We start from the raw sequence: 18,250 nt of genomic DNA, 5'->3' as shown, positions 1-18,250 counted from the left end.
CCCAGAGGTGAAAACCGAGTAATGTGGGTAAAACTAGAGATCCGCAAAGGCGCGGGTTGATCGAACTTTGTTCTTGGAGGCGTTCTTTTGAACTCGTCGGAATCCAGCATGTCAGAATCATTCATGGATGAGACACTCACCTCGAAATTGGTGAGCGAGTACTATGGCCAAATTGCGACCGAAGACGTGGCGGCCTACCGGCCAGACGAACTCGAAGCTCGCGTGGCAGCACATCTGGAAATCGGGTATCAGCGTGATGCTGAAAACGCTAATGTCGCCATTACCCGCAACAACGGAATTTCAGTGGTCCACATCGTCACCGATGACATGCCATTCCTTGTTGATTCGGTAACTGCCGCACTAGTGCAGCTGAATTCACCAATTCAGCTGGTAGTGCATCCGACGTTCGTTGTCTCCCGCAAGACCGAGACCGGCGAAATTTCCAAGATCAGCCATGCTGGTCTGCAGCATGTTGCCAGCGGTGACACCGCTGCGCTCTCGGATTTGAGCACCCTGATTTCGGCCGGTGCAGAAACCCGCATCGAATCGTGGATTTCAGTCGAGCTCGCTCGCGAGCTCAGCGATGAGCAGGCCAAGGAATTCGTTGAGCGCCTCTATAGCGTTCTGGCAGATGTGCGTGTTGCAGTGAAGGATTGGCCGGCCATGCTGGACCGGGCCAAGGATATTGCGCAGAGCCTTCCGCAGACTCCGAAGGCTGAGGAAATCGCCGAGCTGCAGCAGGCATCAGAGCTGCTGGACTGGTTAGCTGACGGAAAGTTCACGTTCCTGGGCTACCGCGACTACTCGCTGGAAACCATCAACGGCGAAGACGTCCTGGTCGCCCGCCCAGGCAGCGGCTTGGGACTGATGCGCGATCTGGAGGTCCAAGGTCCACAGCACCTGACCAAGCGCGGCCGCATCACCGCTCGCGACAAGCGTGCGCTGATCGTGACCAAGGCGAACTCCCGTTCCACCGTTCACCGTGGCGTGTACCTGGATTATGTCGGAGTCAAGAGCTTCGATGCCAATGGCGAAGTCAACGGCGAACGCCGTTTCATCGGCCTCTTCTCCTCCAGTGTTTACACCTCGAGCGTGAAGACCGTCCCGCTGGTACGCGAAAAGGTTGAAGCGGTGCTGAAGCGCACCGGCTTCGCGCCTGATTCCCACTCGGGCAAGGACATCACCACCATTCTGGAAAGCTACCCACGCGATGAGATGTTCCAGATCTCCGTCGACGAGTTGACCAAGATTGCCCTCGGTATCCTGCGCCTGCAGGAACGCCGCCGCACCTCGGTCTTCCTTCGCAAGGACGACTACGGCCGCTTCGTCACTGCCATGGTGTTCCTGCCACGTGATCGTTTCTCCACCGCAGTGCGCCTGCGGGTGGAGCAGGAGCTGCAGCGCAGCTTCAACGCAGAATCCGTTGAATATGAAGCGCAGCTGGGCGCCGGCGCGCTCGTTCGCTTGTTCTACCGGCTGCGCCTGCAACGCCACGGACTGGCCCCCGTGGTTGACCGCAAGGCACTGGAGAATCGTATTGCCAAGGCCGTGCGCTCCTGGTCTGACGCCATCGTTGATACCGCTCGCGCGCGCTTGGAACTGGGCGACGCCAACACGCTGTCCAACGCTTGGGCCGAAGCTTTCCCGGCTTCCTACAAGGTGCAGTTCGAAATCGAAGATGCGCTGAAGGATATTGACCTGCTCACCGAGTTGAGCAGTCCAGAAGTCGATGGCCCGGTTGTCTCCTTCTACGATGACGAGAAGCAGGATGAGGATTCTGCTGTTTCCAAGCGCATGAAGATCTATGTGACCAAGCCGCTGCTGCTCTCGCGCATACTGCCAGTTCTGCAGCATCTGGGTCTGGAAGTTGTCGATGAACGCCCCTACGAGCTGAATCCAGAAGGAATCGGCGAACGCTACATCTACGACATGGGCCTGAAGATCGATGAGGAGATCAACTTCCAGGCCGTGGAAGCCAAGCTGGCCGAGGCCTACTGCGCAGTGGTCCGCAACCTCGCCGAATCCGACAGCCTTAACGCACTGGTGCTGCACGAGGGACTCACGTGGGAGGAAGTCTCGATGCTTCGTGCCTACGCCCACTACCTGCTGCAGCTCGGGGTTCCGAACTCCACTGGCTTCATCGCCAGCACCCTGGTTGGCAACCCGTCAGTCACCCACGCCATTGTGGAGCTGTTCCAGGCCACCTTCGACCCGCAGCTGAGCTCCGTGGCTTCGGAAGCTGCGCGGCAGAAGGCGCACGCAAAGGTCACCGAAGCCCTGGAATCCGTGCCAACGCTGGATGCCGACACCTTGCTGCGCCGTTTCGTGAAGGTGATCGAAGCGACCAAACGCACCAACTACTTCACCACCCACCAGGCACTGGCATTCAAGCTGGCCCCGGAAGAGATCGATTTCGCGCCATTCCCGCGTCCGAAGCACGAACTGTGGGTCTACTCGCCGCGTGTTGAGGGTACCCACTTCCGCTTCGGCGCCGTGGCCCGTGGTGGCCTGCGCTGGTCCGATCGCCGAGAGGATTTCCGTACGGAAGTGCTGGGTCTGGTCAAGGCCCAGATGGTCAAGAACTCCGTCATCGTGCCAACTGGTGCCAAGGGCGGTTTCTACGCCAAGCAGCTTCCCAATCCAGCTCTCGACCGCGGCGCATGGATGGAAGAAGGCAAGGGCGCGTACAAGGTCTTCATCCGCACCCTGCTGGAGCTGACCGACAACATGGTTACCGACGAAAACGGTGAGCACATCGAAGCCCCTGCCAACGTGGTTCGTCGCGATGGCGATGATTCCTACCTGGTGGTCGCTGCCGACAAGGGCACTGCGAGCTTCTCCGATATCGCCAACTCGATCTCGGCCGACAAGGGCCACTGGCTGGGCGATGCCTTTGCTTCGGGCGGCTCGGTGGGCTACGACCACAAGGGCATGGGCATCACCGCACGCGGCGCCTGGGAATCGGTGAAGCGCCACTTCTTCGAGCTGGGCATCGACACCCAGAAGGACGAATTCACCGCCGTCGGCGTGGGCGACATGTCCGGAGACGTGTTCGGCAACGGTTTGCGCCGTACCCCCACCGTGAAGCTGGTGGCGGCCTTCGACCACCGTGATATCTTCCTGGATCCGAACCCGAATCCCCAGGTCGCCTTTGACGAGCGCCAGCGCCTGTATGATCTGCCACGCTCCAGCTGGGCAGACTACAACAAGGAGCTGCTCTCGGCCGGAGGCGGCGTGTACTCGCGCAGCCTCAAGTCCGTGCCGGTTAGCGCCGAGGTCCGCGAGGTCCTGGGCTTGGACGCCGGCACCACCAAGCTGAGCCCTAACGAACTGCTCAAGGCCATCCTCTCAGCGCCAGTGGACCTGCTCTACAACGGCGGTATTGGTACCTACGTGAAGTCAGCGGCTGAAACCCACGGCCAGGTCGGCGACCGAGCCAACGATGCCATCCGCGTCGACGGTGCAGATCTGCGCGTGAAAGTTGTTGGCGAAGGCGGCAACTTGGGCATGACCCAGCTGGGCCGTATTGAGGCAGCCCGCAAGGGCGTCCTGCTGAACACCGATGCCATTGACAACTCTGCTGGCGTGGACACTTCTGACCGCGAAGTGAACATCAAGATCTTCGTGGACCGCCAGATCAAGGCGGGCAATCTCACCGAGGCTGAACGCACGGAGTTCCTGCTCTCGATGACCGATAACATCGGTGATCTGGTGCTGACGACCAACTTCGAACAGAACGTGTTGCTGCTCAATGAGAAGCATGCGGCACTGACCTGGACACCAGCGTACGAGCGCCTGATGCAGTGGCTGGAAGCCCATGCTGACTTGAACCGTGGCTTGGAGTTCTTGCCAAACGCGGATCAGCTGGAAGAGCGCCGCGCCGCTGGCGAGGCGATGACCACCCCAGAGCTCTCGGTGCTGGCCGCATACGCGAAGATCCAGCTGGCGAACGCGCTGACCGAATCCGATCTCGCCGATGATCCGTACTTCACCCGGACCCTGCGCCGCTACTTCCCAACCAAGTTGGTAGAGCGTTTCGGGGATCAGCTCGAAAGCCATCCGTTGCGCCGCGAAATCATCGCGACCGTGATCGCCAACGACATCGTGAACATGGGCGGCATCACCTACGTCTTCCGTGCCATGGAAGAGACCAGTGCCAGCGAAGTCCAGATTGCCAAGGTCTTCTGCGCGCTGCGTGAGATCTACGGATTCGACCGCCAGTTCGATGCGATCAATGCACAGCCTGCCGGAACCGATCTGGAACACTGGGGCCGCCAGCACCACGACATGCGCCGCCTGCTGGACCGTGCCACCCGCTGGTTCATCAACCGCGTCGATCAGGAACTGCTGGTCACCGAAGCGGTCAAACGCTACGAAGCGACGGTTACCGAACTGCGTGAGGCCCTGCCAACCTTGGTTCGGGGCACTGACCTCCAGAGATTCCAGGAGTGGCGTGAAGAGGCCATGGACCAGGGGATCCCGGAGCGTCGTGCCAGCATGTGGGCGACCCAGTTCGAATCCTACGCGCTGCTGGACGTGGCAGAATATGTGCACCGCACCGGGACCGCTCCGGTCAAGGTCGCAGAGACCTACTACGTGCTCTACGACTTGTTCGATGTGGACAGCCTGCTGAATCGCATCACCAACCTTCCTCGCTCGGATCGTTGGCAGGCGCTGGCTCGTGCCGCAATGCGCGATGACCTGTACACCACGATCATCGACCTGACCGGCAACATCCTGGATGCCCACGGCGATATTGCTGACCCGGCAGAGCGTGTTGCTGCATGGGAAGAGGCAAACGCGGCTAACCTTGATCGTGCGAAGACTATGTTCGCGGAAGTGAACAGCCTGGAACGAGACGACATGGCTTCACTTTCCGTGGCACTTCGCCTCTTGCGTTCCATCGTCCGAAGGTAAATACCGCCAATGGCCCTCATCACCGAAGAATTACGTCAACGTGCTGCACTAGCGCCCGGTGATGAGGATTGGCTCCACCTCCTGGTGGGGGACTGGCAACTGGTCTCGGATCTAGCATTCGCAGACCTGGTGCTCTGGTTCCCCACCGGGGACGGTTCCTATACGGCTTTGGCACACGTGCGCCCTTCCACCTCGCATACCGCCTTCCACAGCGACTTCGTGGGAGAACGGATCCGCAAGGATCTGCGCATCATGGTGGACCACGCTTGGGAAACCAAGCAAGTGCAACGATCGGCCGAACAAGCCGGCAAAGATATCATCATGGGGTTGACCACGGTGCAGGCGATTCCGCTAGTGCGCCAGAACCAACCGGTTGCGGTCATCACTTCCCACTTCGATCCGAACCAGTCCCGCACACCCAGCAATCTGGAATTGGTCTACCGGCAAAGCGCTGATGACCTGTTGCAGATGGGTACCCAAGGGCTGTGGCCCGACTTCGCCAGCCCTACCGGCTCCCGCCGTGGCGCGCCGCGCGTCGGTGATGGTTTCATCCGGCTCAACGTTGACGGAGCCGTCGAATTCGCCAGCCCGAACGCTGTTTCAGCGTTCCGCCGATTAGGCGCAGCTGATGTCCTCCAGGGCCAGCCACTGGCTGATCTGACGATGGCACTGGTCAGCGACCGTCGTGTAGTCGACGAAACTCTTCCGCTGGTGCTCCAAGGCAAGATGCCATGGCGTACCGAGGTGGAACATCGCGGAGTCACCCTCTCCCTGCGTGCCATTCCGCTGCGCAACGAATCAAAGCGCTGGGGGGCACTGGTGCTGTGCCGCGATGTGTCAGAACTGCGCCGTCGCGAAAAGGAACTGGTCACCAAGGACGCTACGATCCGTGAAATCCATCATCGCGTGAAGAACAACTTGCAGACTGTCGCGGCGCTGTTGCGCATGCAATCACGCAGGATGAGCTCAGAGGACGGCAAGCAGGGCCTGGAGCAGGCAATGCGACGAGTCTCCACTATCGCTTCGGTCCACGACTTCCTGTCCAAGGGCCTGAACGAAACCGTCAAATTTGATGATCTGATGGATCGCCAGTTCCGGCTGATCGTGGAAATCGCTTCTCCGGAGCAAAGGGTCTCCACGCGTCGTGAAGGCGAATTCGGCATGCTTGACGCTGATTTGGCGACACCGTTGTCACTGGTGATCAATGAGCTGGTGACTAATGCCGTGGAACATGGACTAGCGCATCGCAACGGTGAAGTCGCGCTGGTTGCCGAACGCTACAAGGGTGCCGATAGCAAGGATTGGCTACGGGTTGTCATTGAAGATGACGGCCACGGGTTGCCAGAAGAGCCACGCCGCGAGGGACTTGGGCTGCAAATTGTCCGCACTCTGGTTACCAGCGAGCTATCGGGTGAAATCCGTTGGGTGCAGAGCGAGAAGGGCGGGACCAAGGTGGTAATCGACATGCCATTGGATCTTGACCACCGTACAGGCTAGGAGCAGCCTGATCAGCTGCAACAAAAAGAGGCGCTTCCAACACACCGTGTTGGAAGCGCCTCTCCTTTTGGCTATTTAGCGGTAATTCTTCATGTGAGCCTTGATGCTGGCTACATAATGCTTGGTGTCTTCGTACATGCCGTTGTTACGAACACCGGCCAGACCCTGGTAGTACGATGCGATTGCGTTGTCCAGGTTGTCGGTGTTGTCCAAATTGTAGGCAATTACTGCGACACCAGCGACAACGTTATCCCGTGGGTTCAGGACGTTCAGGTCCTGGCCAATTACCGATGCGATCCAGTCACCGGTGCTTGGCAGTACCTGCATGGCGCCAACGGCGTTAGCAGGGGAGACCGCACGCATGTTGAAGCCAGACTCTTGGTACGCGTGAGCCAAGGCCAGAGCCGGGTCAACGCCCATGCTCTTTGCAGTGGAACGGATCAGGTCCTGCATCTCGCCGCGGCTCGGGACGCTGATCGAGTCAAGGTAGTCCTTGTTCGAGTTAGCATCTCGCACAACGTGATCTGCGTAGGTACGACCAGCGAAGCTATTGCCGATCTTCTGCTTCTTGACCTGACCCGACGGTGCAACCGAGGAGCCCGAAACCTTCAGCTTGGCGCCGATCTTCAATGGCGTGCTCGAGCTGTACTCGGGGTTCAAATCCAGCAAGGAGGCCAGCTTCATGTCGTGGCTGGTCGCGATGCCACTGAGAGTATCGCCGGACTTCACGGAGTAGGTCGACGTCTTGGCCTTGGCCTTGGCCTTGGGTGCAGCAGTGCTCTTCGGCGAGGAGCTCGAAGACGACGAGCCACCCGAGACCTTGATCTTGCTGCCTGGGAAGATCGGCTTGCTGGCAGAGATGTCATTGGTCTTCAACAGATCGGACAAGCTCATGCCGTGCTTGGCCGCAATGGCGCTGAGCGTGTCACCGGACTTGACGGTGTAGCTTGAAGAACCGGAGGAGGAGGATTTCTTCTGGGAGGACTTCGACGAAGAGCCAGAGGACGAAGAACCCTTGACCTTGATCTTGTCGCCAGGGAAGATCACCTTGCTGGCCGAGATATCGTTCTTGCTAAGGAGCGAAGACAAGCTCATATTGTGCTTGATGGCGATGCTTCCGAGGGTGTCACCGTTCTTCACAGTGTAGGTTGAAGAACCCGACGAAGAGGAAGTCTTCTTCGTCTGCGTGGTACTGCTGGAGCTCGACGCCGATCCCTTGACCTTCAGCTTATTGCCGGGGAAGATTACCTTGCTTGCCGAGATGTCATTCTTGCTCAACAGATCAGACAAGCTCATGTCGTGCTTGCTCGCAATGCCGCTGAGGGTGTCACCGTTCTTGACGGTGTAAGTGGCGGTACTTGACGATGACGAGCTCGAAGACTTGCCCTTGGAGCTGTTCTTCGAAGCATGACCGGAGACCTTGAGTGTCTTGCCGGCGACGATTGAATCATTCTTAAGATTATTGAGCTTCTTCAGCTCTGACACTGTTGTGTCATATTCCCGAGCGATGCTCCATAGCGACGCACCTGCCGGGATCTTGATTTCGGAAACATCCCGTTTAGCTGGCAAGCCCAGCGTAGGTACTCGCGAAGCGATCAGGTGGGCCTTGATTTGGTCTTCAGCGACCTTGATAGTCTCCGGAGTTACCGACTTGGCAAAGCTTCCTGAGGTGTTGGGAACAGTCATCGGTGCTGCCTGTGCTGCGGGAGCTAAGGCGAGGCTGCCAATGACCGCAGCGGGAATGGCCGCGCCTGCTACAACGCCTAACGCATGCTTGGAAGCATGTTTGGATTCGTGGGGCATGGAGTCAATCCTCATTTATACGGTGAAAATAACGGGCTTTGCTCCGCAGGTAACAGAGGGGAAGTGGTTCCCCATGTTGACTGTGATGCAATTGTTATCAAAGTGATACAAGAAAATTTACACTACTCCTGTGACTCATGGGAACTGCTGAGGTGAGTTTCATCCAAATTTCTGCGCGGATCAGGAATTTGTGGGAACCTTAAGGGGTGAAGGAAACCGTAGATCTCGTCGGCCAGTGGCTGACCCTGCCCGATGTGGCTGAAGAATTAGATGTAGATATTCGCCGCGTGCACCGACTGCTGGATGAGCGTGCCATTGTTTCGTTGAGAATTGGCGCTCGCAATGTCCGTTCGATCCCTGCAGATTTTCTCCAGGACGGCGTAGTGGTGGAAAGCCTGAAGGGTACTCTTTCGGTACTTTTGGATGCCGGCTTCTCCGATGAGGAGTCGGTTATTTGGCTGTTCACCGAGGATGAATCGCTGCCCGGCACTCCTATGAATGCTTTGCGCACCGGACGTAAAACTGAAATCCGCCGGCGGGCGCAGGCCATGGGCTGGTAAGGGCCCGGACGAACTAGCCTCAGTAATAACAAAAGGTCTCAACCGTATTCCATATCGCATGGATGGTTGAGACCTTTTGTTATGTCTTAGTAACGAATCGCTATTTACTTCTCTTTGTCACTGCATCACTGAGCTGCTGCATTCCCGCTAAGGCGAGGGGCGTGACGTGCAATGCGTTCAGGGCGAGATCTGATTGGGTGGTCAACTCGCTAATGCTCTGCTCGGTGGCCGCCAGGGCGCCGCTATCGCGCAGAATACCGCTTAGTCTCAACACTTCTTCTTCGCTGAGATCCACTGCGCCGAGGCGACTCTGAATGAAGTCCTGTTCGTCAGAAGTTGATAGCAAGAGGGCGTGGGCAATCAATTCCGTGCGCTTGCCTTCTTGCAGATCGCCGCCGGTCGGCTTCCCGGTGACTTCTGGATCGCCAAACACGCCCAGAACATCGTCACGTAGCTGGAATGCCTCACCCAGCGGAAGCGCGAATGCAGAGTAGTGCTCCATAAGCGCCTCGCTGGCGCCGGCCAGAGCTCCGCCAAGCAGGAAAGGGTTTTCAGTGGAGTATTTGGCTGACTTGAAGCGCACGATAGTGCGAGCTCGCTTAACCGCTTCCTTCGGATCGTAGGCGGGGCCCGCAGACTCTTCTAGAACATCAAGGTACTGCCCGGCCATCACCTGGGTGCGCATCTGATTGAAGATGGTACGTGCCCGAGAGTTGAGGGAAGTAATACCTGAGAAAACTTCCTCGCTCAACGACAGGCATAGGTCGCCGGTAAGGATTGCGCTGGCCATGCCGTAGCTCGTTGCGCTCCCCGAAAGCCCCAGTTCTCGGTGCTGGGCCTCGAAGCGCTTGTGAACGCTCGGCTGACCGCGTCGTGTATCGGAATTGTCGATGATGTCGTCATGAATCAGCGCGGCTCCTTGGAAGAGTTCCAAGGCCACCCCGAGTTGGACGATGTCGCGTTCTTCGGGCTGACCACCTGCACCGAGGTAACCCCAGAAAGCGAACAAGGCGCGAAGCCGCTTGCCGCCACGGGTCAGTGACGTGATCGCATTGACGATTTCGACGGCGCTGCTAGTAATCTGACCAACTTCAACGCTTTTCGCAGCCAGGAATTCTTCCAATAACTGAGCAACGTCAGAAGTGTAGGTACGGCTCAAGCTCTGGGCTTCAGTGTTGAGGTCCGGCACAGAATCAGGCATCGACATGCAAAATCATTTCTACGGGTAAACAACTAGTGGTTAGCAACAACTCTACCGGTGATTCCCGCCCGGCGAAGAAGGCACCCAAAGTACGCGGGGTGCGAACGAAATCCGAATATACATTCGAGTAAGCTGGTGGTGCAGCCGAACGAGGGGAGAGGAATTGAAATGGTGGATCGTGCAATCCTCCATGTCGATATGGACGCCTTCTTTGTTTCAGTGGAACTGAGGGACCGCCCCGACCTAGTAGGCAAGCCAGTTATTGTAGGCCACCGTTCAGGCCGGAGCGTGGTGCTCTCCGCGTCTTATGACTGCCGAGCTCGCGGGATCCATTCGGCCATGCCGATGAGCCAAGCCATCCCGCTGCTACCGCAAGCTACCGTGATCGAGCCGAGTCATCACAAGTACTCGCAAGCCTCGGCCCAGATCATGGCTTACTTCCGCACATTGACGCCTCTGGTTGAGCAAGTCAGTGTCGACGAAGCGTTCCTGGACGTTACTGGAAGCATGCGCATGCTTGGCGGGCCAGTGCAGATCGCTCAGCGGATCCGCGAATATATACGCAAAGAAATGGGACTGCCGGCCAGCGTGGGCATTGCAAGGAATAAATTCGTTGCGAAACTCGCTTCGACGTACGCCAAGCCTGACGGCATGGCGGTAGTTGCACCCGATCGAACCGAAGAATTCCTGCACGAATTACCCGTGTCGAAAATGTGGGGCGTGGGAAAACGAACCGCTAGTCAGCTTCACTCCTTGGGGATTGAGACCGTGGGGCAACTCGCTGGCGAGCCAGAAGCAAGATTGATTAGCCGGTTGGGGGAACACGGCCGCGCCCTTTATTTGCTCTCGCGGGGGATCGATAACCGTCCGGTGGAGGTTAGCCGGGATGAGAAGAGCATTTCATCGGAACATACCTTTGCGGTGGATATCACCGATCCCCAGGTGCTTGAGGGCGAACTTTTGCGACTGAGCCATAAGGTCGGTCAACGGCTGCGGCAGCACGGCAAATCAGCCAACGGTGTTGGGCTCAAGATCAAGTACAAGGACTTTTCTGGAATTACGCGTTCGAAGGCGCTCGCAGCTGCGACAGATTCTTCAACGAAAATTAGCGAGTCCGCGCTGGCCCTTCTGCGAAAATTGACCCCTATGCCGCAACCGGTCCGGCTGATCGGGGTGAAAGCTGAACGGTTGCAAGATTACGAGTTGGGTCTGCAATTTAGCTTGGATCCCCGCGAAGAGAAAGCCCGAGAAGCGGAACGCATCGCTGACCAGATCGGACAGAGATTCCCGCAGTCCATCGTGACCCCAGCACGTTTTCTGCGCCCCAAGGAATAAACACATTCTGTGTAGAACGTATGGATATCTGGACAGTGGGGAAGATCAACTAGCAGGGCGGGTGCAAAAGAGACTATCCTTGAATTAAGTTCGATCGAATCCAGGGAACTTTTCCCTTCGACCCGACGTTGAACTTGAAGACGGTGGACGACCGTCGAGATTGCCTTTGGAAGGAGAAGACGATGCCGCTATCGGAACACGAGCAGCGTTTGTTGGAGCAGTTGGAAAAGCAGCTGCATGAAGACCGTCGCTTCGCTTCGAGCATGAAAGGCCCATCGGGCACGGGACGTTTGTCGACCCGCAATATTGCTCTGGGTATCTTGCTGGTAATCGTCGGCCTAGGGGGACTCATCTTCGGAATCTCGCAGCACATCATCATCGTAGGCGTTCTCGGCTTTGCGGTGATGTTCGCGGGTGTACTGCTTGCCCTGACTAAATCGGCTACTGGAAAAATTGGTCCGTCCAACGGAACGGGATCAAAATCTGCAGCCAAGAACAATTCGCAGTTCCTTTCCGGCCTGGAAGAAAAATGGAACCAGCGAAAGCGTGATCAGTCCGATAGCTGATCTGCATTGATATTGAGGTGTGACCCCTAGGGTTGCACCTCTTTTCTGTTTAAGCCCCGCTTCTCACGTCCCTACGGTCCCCGTGCACCTCATGCCGGGGTGCATAGGTTTCGTTCAATTCGGGAAGTTGGATGTCCTGGATATTCGGTGCACCTATCTGAGGGTCGCGCGACTTTGCAAGTGATCTTGAATTCTCTGCAGATTCCAAGGTTCAGGTCCACCTCGCCGGACAGGCAGGCCCCCACTTCCCTCCCCAGGTTCCTCCACTTCCCACCACCGCGCCTAAAAATAGCTATATTCCGCGGATTTTGCGTGGGGAATCTCTGAAAAATACTGGATCATGCAGCGGGACGATTCCCATCCCTCCACCTGAACATAGGCTGAGCATCCGCTAGATTCAGGTGTTTTTTAAGTCCAGACCCTCGCGAAACCACTGAAATTGCATTGACAGTGGAGGGTTGTGGAGTAAAGTGGAGGCAAGTAGAGAAGAATGGGGCTTCTGGCCACTTCATGGGAAAGGTGGTGTGCATGTTCCTTGGAACTTACACACCGCGTCTTGATGAAAAAGGTCGGTTGATTCTTCCAGCTAAATATCGAGATGAACTGTCCTATGGGCTGGTTCTTACTCGCGGCCAAGAGCGTTGCATATACGTTTTCAGCCAGCGGGAATTTGAGAAGCAGCACGAGCAGCTGGCGCAGGCATCCTTGACCTCCCGACGAGCACGCGACTATGCGCGTGTGTTCCTCTCAGGGGCCTCGGATGAAGTTCCAGATAAGCAGGGGCGCGTAACGATTCCGCAAGTGCTGCGCACTTATGGAGGCCTTGATCGGGAGGTCACAGTTATCGGTGCGGGTAACCGTATTGAAATCTGGGATTCGACCGCTTGGCAGCAGTACTTGGATGAACAAGAAGACGTGTTCTCCGATACTGACGAAGATTAGGGCCTTGTGCCCTACACCGACAAAACACCACGTTTGTTGAGATGAGATCTCCAGCCACCTTGGGGTAGAAAATCGTCTGGCTTCACTTCCCCGGAGCCAGAAGGTCGGATCGCCACTTGGTTGGAGGGGGATCTGATCTCAACAGCAGATCGAAAGCGAAAGGGGGCGCAGTGCCAAATCAGGATTCCCAGCGACCAGCATCCGAACGCCACGTTCCAGTACTTCTGGACCGATGCGTTAATTTGCTAGCTCCAGGTATTGAGCGAGCTAATGCTGAAGGCCGTCGGGCAATTGTGGTTGACTGCACCCTCGGGATGGGTGGGCACTCCGAAGCCATCCTCAAGCGGTTCGACAATTTGCACCTGATCGGTCTAGACCGTGACGAGCAGGCTCACGAACTTGCCGGTGCACGGCTCGCCCCGTTCCAGGACCGCATCGACCTCGTGCACGCGGTATATGACGAAATTGCGGATGTCGTGGAAGATCTTGGGTTCCCGGGGGTCGACGGCGTTCTGTTCGACCTTGGCGTTTCCTCGTTGCAGCTCGATGAGCGTGAACGGGGTTTCGCCTATTCGTATGACGCACCGCTGGATATGCGCATGGACACCTCTGTTGGCCCAACTGCCGAGGACCTGGTCAACGACTTGGAACGCGACGAACTGCTTCGAATTATTCGACAGTGGGGCGAAGAGAAGTTTGCTGGACGCATCTCGACGGCAATCGTCGAGGCACGCGCCAAGAGCCGCATCACTACCACTGCTGAACTAGTTGAAGTGATCCGCAGCGTTGTGCCCGCGGCGGCAGCTCGAAACCATGGACACCCGGCCAAGAGGACCTTCCAAGCATTGCGTATTGCAGTGAATGAGGAACTTGACGTCTTGGAACGTGCGATCCCGGCGGCAATGGGAGCTTTGAACGTCGGCGGAAGAGTCGTCGTGATGAGTTACCACTCCTTGGAAGACAAAATCACCAAACGGCACTTCGTCCAGGGATCAACCTCGTCGGCCCCTCCGGGATTCCCGGTGGAGCTGGACGAACACAAAGCTGAATACAAGGTGCTCACCAAGGGCACCGAGAAGCCAAGCGACCACGAAATAGCAGAAAATTCACGTGCAGCCTCAGCCCGCTTGCGAGCTGTGGAACGAGTGTTGAAGAGGAGCTAGCATGAGCCAACGAGCCCAGCGCCGCGTGCAGAAGACCGCAGCCGTGAACAACCAGCCTGTTGTCGACGGTAATACTGCGCGTGCAATGCGACCCGAGCCCGTCCCAGCTAGCAACCTGCCTAAAGGCGATTCGCGTCAGCGCGTAACTCTTTCGTTGGTTCCTAAGATGAATGAAACCAGCAAGCGCTCCATGTTCACCATGTCTGCGGTGCTCGTTGTCTTGGCATTCAGCGTGATCGTTACGCTGGTGCTGCTCAATACTTCTGTAGCGCAGCGGCAGTACGACATCGTGAACTTGCGTTCGCAAGAGCGTGCGCTTTCCCAAGAGAATCAGGCACTACTGAAGGAGGCCCAGTCGTTGGCGGCGCCACAGGCACTGGCCGCCAAGGCAAAGGACCTCGGTTTGGTTTCGCCAGGTGCTCCAGGGCTGATCAGCCTGTCTGAGGGCAAGGTTGCCCAAGACGCTGAAAAGGCGGTCAAGGCAAAGAACAGCAAGCAGGAATACGGAACTATTCCGCTGCCGGGCGACAGTATCCGCAAGGGTGAAAGCAAAACTGAAGCCAACGCATCAAACACGCCGAAGACCACTGTGGGTAAAGCCTCAGCAGATTCACAGAAGGAATCCGGTGCCACTGAAGGTTCCAAGGAACCTGAGGTGAAGCCGGAGAAAGCTGAACGTGAAGTCGCCAGTGATGGCCGCCCAGTGTTCAATGACGCTGAGCTCAACGGGGGCACGATCCCTGCACCAAGCATCAAATCCCCAGCAGAGTAGTTAGCCCTTTCTAAGCTAGATACAGGTGGCCTACGCTGCTGGAAAACCACGCTGAGGGAAAGTTAGGTTCTTTTGTGAGCTCGACGGCAATCGACACTGCGAAAAAGCGAATGCGCTTTGTGCTGCTCCTCTCCGTGGTTTTGCTGCTGGTGATCCTGGGCCGGCTGGTCTGGGTCCAGGGCATCAACTCGGCAACCATTGCCAACGCTGCACAGGAAAACCGCGAACGCGTTGAAAACATTGCGCCAAATCGAGGATCCATCGAAGACCGCAATGGCACCACCCTCGCCGTCTCAGTAGACCGCTATGATCTGGTCATCGACCAGCGCGAGCAGGGTGAGAACATTCGCCGTGCGAAGCGGGATGGAACCAATGGCCAGGAACGCATCACGTGGGACCAAGCCATTGACGAACTAGCCGATACCCTTGACCAGGACCGTGAGGAACTTGCCACGAAGGTTCGCCCGCAGGGCGACGCCAAGCCTAAAGGGTACGTCATGCTCGCCAAGAGCGTGACCCCGGAAGTACGCAACGAAGTCCTCGAAATCGGTATTCCGCGTCTTGCCTCATTGCTGCGCAGCGAACGCCAGTACCCGCAAGGCGTAATTGCAGGACCACTGCTGGGGTTCGTGCGCAACTCCGAAGACCAAACAGCCGTGGTGGGAGCCGAAGGCCTGGAACTGAGCCAGGAGGAACACCTGGCCGGCACGGCCGGCAGCCGCAAGTTCGAGATCAGCGCCGATGGCGTGCGCATTCCCGTCACCGAGGTCGAAGAAACTCCAGCAGTCGATGGCCAGGACGTCATCCTGACCATCGACTCGGACATCAACTACGTTGCCCAGCGTGCAGCAGAAAAGAAGCAAGCTCAGTTCAACGCTGAGTGGGTTTCCGTGGTCGTCATGAAAGCGGATACCGGCAAGATCCTCGCCATCGGCGACTCCGCTCAATTGGATCCGAATGATCCAGGCGCCACCAAGCCTGAGTTCCGCCGGTCCACCTCCATCACCCGCGCTTTCGAGCCAGGGTCCACAGGCAAGGCCGCGATCTTCGCGGCGGCCATCGACCAGGGCGGAGTGGATCCGCTGACCGAGATGCGCGTGCCGCATAAGAAGACGTTCACCAAGGAAACCATCAACGACTCGTTGGAACACCCAACGTACGACATGACGGTCTCGGGCATCTTCGCCCGTTCCTACAACACCGGCACCGTGATGGTCGGAAATACCGTGAGCAAGCAGACCCGTTACGACTACATGCGTGCCTTCGGATTGGGTTCGCCCATCCGCGTCGGCTTGAATGGCGCTAGCGCTGGCCAGTTGGCACATCCCGATAATTGGGACCGCCGCCAGCAGTACACCACCATGTTCGGCCAGGGCTACTCGCAGACCGTGCTGCACACCGCTTCAATTTTCCAGTCGTTGGCCAACGGCGGCGTTCGCCTTTCGCCAAGCCTGATTGAGGGCTACCGCAACGAAGACGGCACGATCACCAAGATCCCCGCACCGGAAAAGAAGCGCGTGGTCAAGAAAAGCACCGCTGAAGAAATGCTCAAGCTCATGGAATCGGTCGTTGACGACGGTACCGGCTACAAGGAGCGCATTCCCGGGTACCGCGTGGGCGGCAAGACCGGTACAGGCCAGGCGGCAAGCGCCAAGGGCTATGACGGATATACTTATTCCTTTGCAGGTGTCGCTCCCTTGGAAGATCCGCAGTTCGTCGTCGTGGCAACCATGTACAGGCCAAAGGGCAACTGGAAAGACTTCTCGGTAGCTGACACGTTTACCGATGTTATGAGCCATACTCTCAACACATTCAATGTGCCACCGAGCACGACAAAGTCAGAGGCGTATGACGTCTTTGTAGGTGAGGATCAGAAGAAATCTTGGTAGTCCAGAACCCCGACACTCCGCGTGAGCTAGAACGGTACCTACGCCCAGAGAGCATCGCCGGTCTTGGCTTCGACCAGCTCTGCGGCACAGCTGGCGCGGTGCGAACTGGAGCGCTGCTCAATGCCGCTCCGCAAATCCTCGGCGTCAGCCTCAACCCGCAGATCGTACAGAGCGGTGACGTCTTCCTGGGCATTTCCGGCGCCAAGCGCCACGGTGCCGAATTCGTGGAAACCGCCATCGGCAACGGTGCTGTCGCACTGATCACCGATACTGCAGGACTCGAATTCCTCAGCGATGACCTCTCGATCCCGGTGGCAGTCGTTGCAGATGTCCGCAAATCCGCAGCCGTGATCGCGCAGAGCGTCTACGGAACCGACCAGCGCAGCCCGAAGTTGTTCGCTGTCACCGGCACCAACGGCAAGACCACCACTACCTTCATGATCCGCGCAATCCTGGATGCGCTGGGCGAAGAAACCGGACTGATCGGCACGATCGAGATGTCCGCCCGCGGGCAGATCATCCCCAGCGTGCTGACCACCCCGGAGTCCACCCAGCTGCACGGCGTGCTCTCGCGCATGGCGCAGCAGGAAGTCACGTCGGTGGCCATGGAGGTATCCAGCCATTCGCTGAGCTATGGCCGCGTAGACGCCCTGCGCTTTGCCGTTTCCGGTTACACCAACCTGACCCAGGACCACTTGGACCTGCACGGCACGATGGACGAGTACTTCGAAACCAAGGCCGAACTATTCACCGCGGAACGCTCCGAGCGCGCAGTGGTCATGGTCGACGATGAATACGGCCAGCGCCTGGCCGAGCGCGCGCTGGTGCCCACCGAGACCTTGAGCCTCGACGGCGAACACCCTTCGGCGCACTGGAGGGTTGCCGAACTGGCGCACTGCGGATTGGGCCACAGTTTCACCCTGGTGCACCGGGATGGACGCCAGCTGCGGACCCGCACGCTGCTTCCAGGCATGTTCAACGTCGCCAACGGAGCACTGGCGGCCTTGATGGTGCTGGCCGGCGGTGCTGACCTCGAAGCCCTGCAGCAGGCCTTGGACTCCAAGGATCCGCTGTCGGTCGCCGTTCCGGGGCGGATGCAGGTCGTGGCCGAATCTCCGGTAGCCGTAGTCGATTTCGCCCATAATTCGGATGCACTGGCCAAGGCTTTGGACTCCATCCGTCCGGGGGAGCAGGGGCGCCGGATCGTCGTCTTCGGTGCCACCGGAGAGCGCGATAAGACCAAGCGCCCGGATATGGGAGCGGTGGCAGCCCGCCACGCGGATATCGTCATTGTGACCGACGACGACCCGCACGGCGAAGACCCGGCTCCGATCCGCGCCCAGGTTGCCGCCGGAGCACAGCAAGTTCTCGATTCCGAGCGTCCGCAGGTGCAGCTTCACAACATTGCGCCACGCGCCAAAGCCGTAGAGCTCGCTGTGAGTTTGGCCGAAGCCAACGACGCGATTCTCGTGGCCGGGCGGGGACATGAAGTCAGCCAAGACGTCGCGGGAATTGACGTGGAACTGGATGATCGAGTGGAACTAGCGAAAGCACTGAATCTTCATGGATTTGTGACCAATTCCTAGAACGTACAAGTCCACTATC

Annotated in this window: 12 protein-coding genes; 10 read left to right on the top strand and 2 right to left on the bottom strand. The window is 57.9% G+C overall.

The window, feature by feature from the left end:
• Positions 1 to 123 precede the first annotated feature (123 nt).
• On the top strand, positions 124 to 4,917 hold the full coding sequence (locus tag AAZQ98_RS08115) for an NAD-glutamate dehydrogenase (protein ID WP_434691242.1): 4,794 nt from the start codon (positions 124 to 126) through the stop codon (positions 4,915 to 4,917).
• Between the two features lie 9 nt (positions 4,918 to 4,926).
• Positions 4,927 to 6,414 carry a sensor histidine kinase gene (locus AAZQ98_RS08110; RefSeq protein ID WP_434691240.1) on the top strand — a complete coding sequence of 496 codons (1,488 nt, stop codon included), beginning with the start codon at positions 4,927 to 4,929 and terminating at the stop codon, positions 6,412 to 6,414.
• Positions 6,415 to 6,489: 75 nt separating this feature from the next.
• On the opposite strand, the gene AAZQ98_RS08105 is transcribed toward AAZQ98_RS08110, so the two are convergent.
• Positions 6,490 to 8,217 carry a LysM peptidoglycan-binding domain-containing protein gene (locus tag AAZQ98_RS08105; protein ID WP_434691237.1) on the bottom strand — a complete coding sequence of 576 codons (1,728 nt, stop codon included), beginning with the start codon at positions 8,215 to 8,217 and terminating at the stop codon, positions 6,490 to 6,492.
• A gap of 206 nt (positions 8,218 to 8,423) precedes the next feature.
• Between AAZQ98_RS08105 and AAZQ98_RS08100 the strand changes: the two genes are divergently transcribed.
• On the top strand, positions 8,424 to 8,777 hold the full coding sequence (locus AAZQ98_RS08100; RefSeq protein ID WP_105656811.1) for an Rv2175c family DNA-binding protein: 354 nt from the start codon (positions 8,424 to 8,426) through the stop codon (positions 8,775 to 8,777).
• Between the two features lie 100 nt (positions 8,778 to 8,877).
• On the opposite strand, the gene AAZQ98_RS08095 is transcribed toward AAZQ98_RS08100, so the two are convergent.
• Positions 8,878 to 9,984, bottom strand: coding sequence for a polyprenyl synthetase family protein (locus AAZQ98_RS08095; protein WP_434691233.1), 1,107 nt, complete (start codon positions 9,982 to 9,984; stop codon positions 8,878 to 8,880).
• Between the two features lie 162 nt (positions 9,985 to 10,146).
• Here AAZQ98_RS08095 and dinB point away from each other — a divergent pair, with 162 nt between their 5' ends.
• The 7 genes from dinB to AAZQ98_RS08060 all read left to right on the top strand — a co-directional run bounded on the left by dinB (position 10,147) and on the right by AAZQ98_RS08060 (position 18,231).
• Positions 10,147 to 11,313: a DNA polymerase IV gene (dinB, locus tag AAZQ98_RS08090; protein WP_434691231.1), complete on the top strand. Its 1,167-nt coding sequence runs from the start codon at positions 10,147 to 10,149 to the stop codon at positions 11,311 to 11,313.
• Positions 11,314 to 11,495: 182 nt separating this feature from the next.
• Positions 11,496 to 11,879 carry a DUF3040 domain-containing protein gene (locus tag AAZQ98_RS08085; RefSeq protein ID WP_434691228.1) on the top strand — a complete coding sequence of 128 codons (384 nt, stop codon included), beginning with the start codon at positions 11,496 to 11,498 and terminating at the stop codon, positions 11,877 to 11,879.
• Between the two features lie 528 nt (positions 11,880 to 12,407).
• Complete coding sequence (mraZ, locus tag AAZQ98_RS08080) at positions 12,408 to 12,821, top strand: division/cell wall cluster transcriptional repressor MraZ (protein ID WP_038990697.1); 414 nt, start codon at positions 12,408 to 12,410, stop codon at positions 12,819 to 12,821.
• Positions 12,822 to 12,991: 170 nt separating this feature from the next.
• Entirely contained in the window at positions 12,992 to 13,984 is a 993-nt protein-coding gene (gene rsmH / locus AAZQ98_RS08075; protein WP_434691226.1) for a 16S rRNA (cytosine(1402)-N(4))-methyltransferase RsmH, read from the top strand.
• A 1-nt stretch (position 13,985) separates the two neighbouring features.
• Positions 13,986 to 14,756, top strand: coding sequence for a hypothetical protein (locus AAZQ98_RS08070; protein WP_105656806.1), 771 nt, complete (start codon positions 13,986 to 13,988; stop codon positions 14,754 to 14,756).
• Between the two features lie 74 nt (positions 14,757 to 14,830).
• Positions 14,831 to 16,645: a peptidoglycan D,D-transpeptidase FtsI family protein gene (locus AAZQ98_RS08065; RefSeq protein ID WP_434691223.1), complete on the top strand. Its 1,815-nt coding sequence runs from the start codon at positions 14,831 to 14,833 to the stop codon at positions 16,643 to 16,645.
• The gene (locus AAZQ98_RS08060; RefSeq protein WP_434691220.1) at positions 16,639 to 18,231 is read left to right on the top strand and encodes a UDP-N-acetylmuramoyl-L-alanyl-D-glutamate--2,6-diaminopimelate ligase; all 1,593 of its coding nucleotides are present in this window, start codon (positions 16,639 to 16,641) and stop codon (positions 18,229 to 18,231) included. The genes AAZQ98_RS08065 and AAZQ98_RS08060 overlap by 7 nt, the downstream gene beginning before the upstream one ends.
• The last annotated feature ends 19 nt before the right edge of the window (positions 18,232 to 18,250 follow it).

The sequence above is a fragment of the Glutamicibacter sp. Je.9.36 genome (assembly GCF_051129975.1).
Taxonomy (GTDB): domain Bacteria; phylum Actinomycetota; class Actinomycetes; order Actinomycetales; family Micrococcaceae; genus Glutamicibacter.
This window is presented reverse-complemented; position numbering and strand designations above follow the sequence as displayed.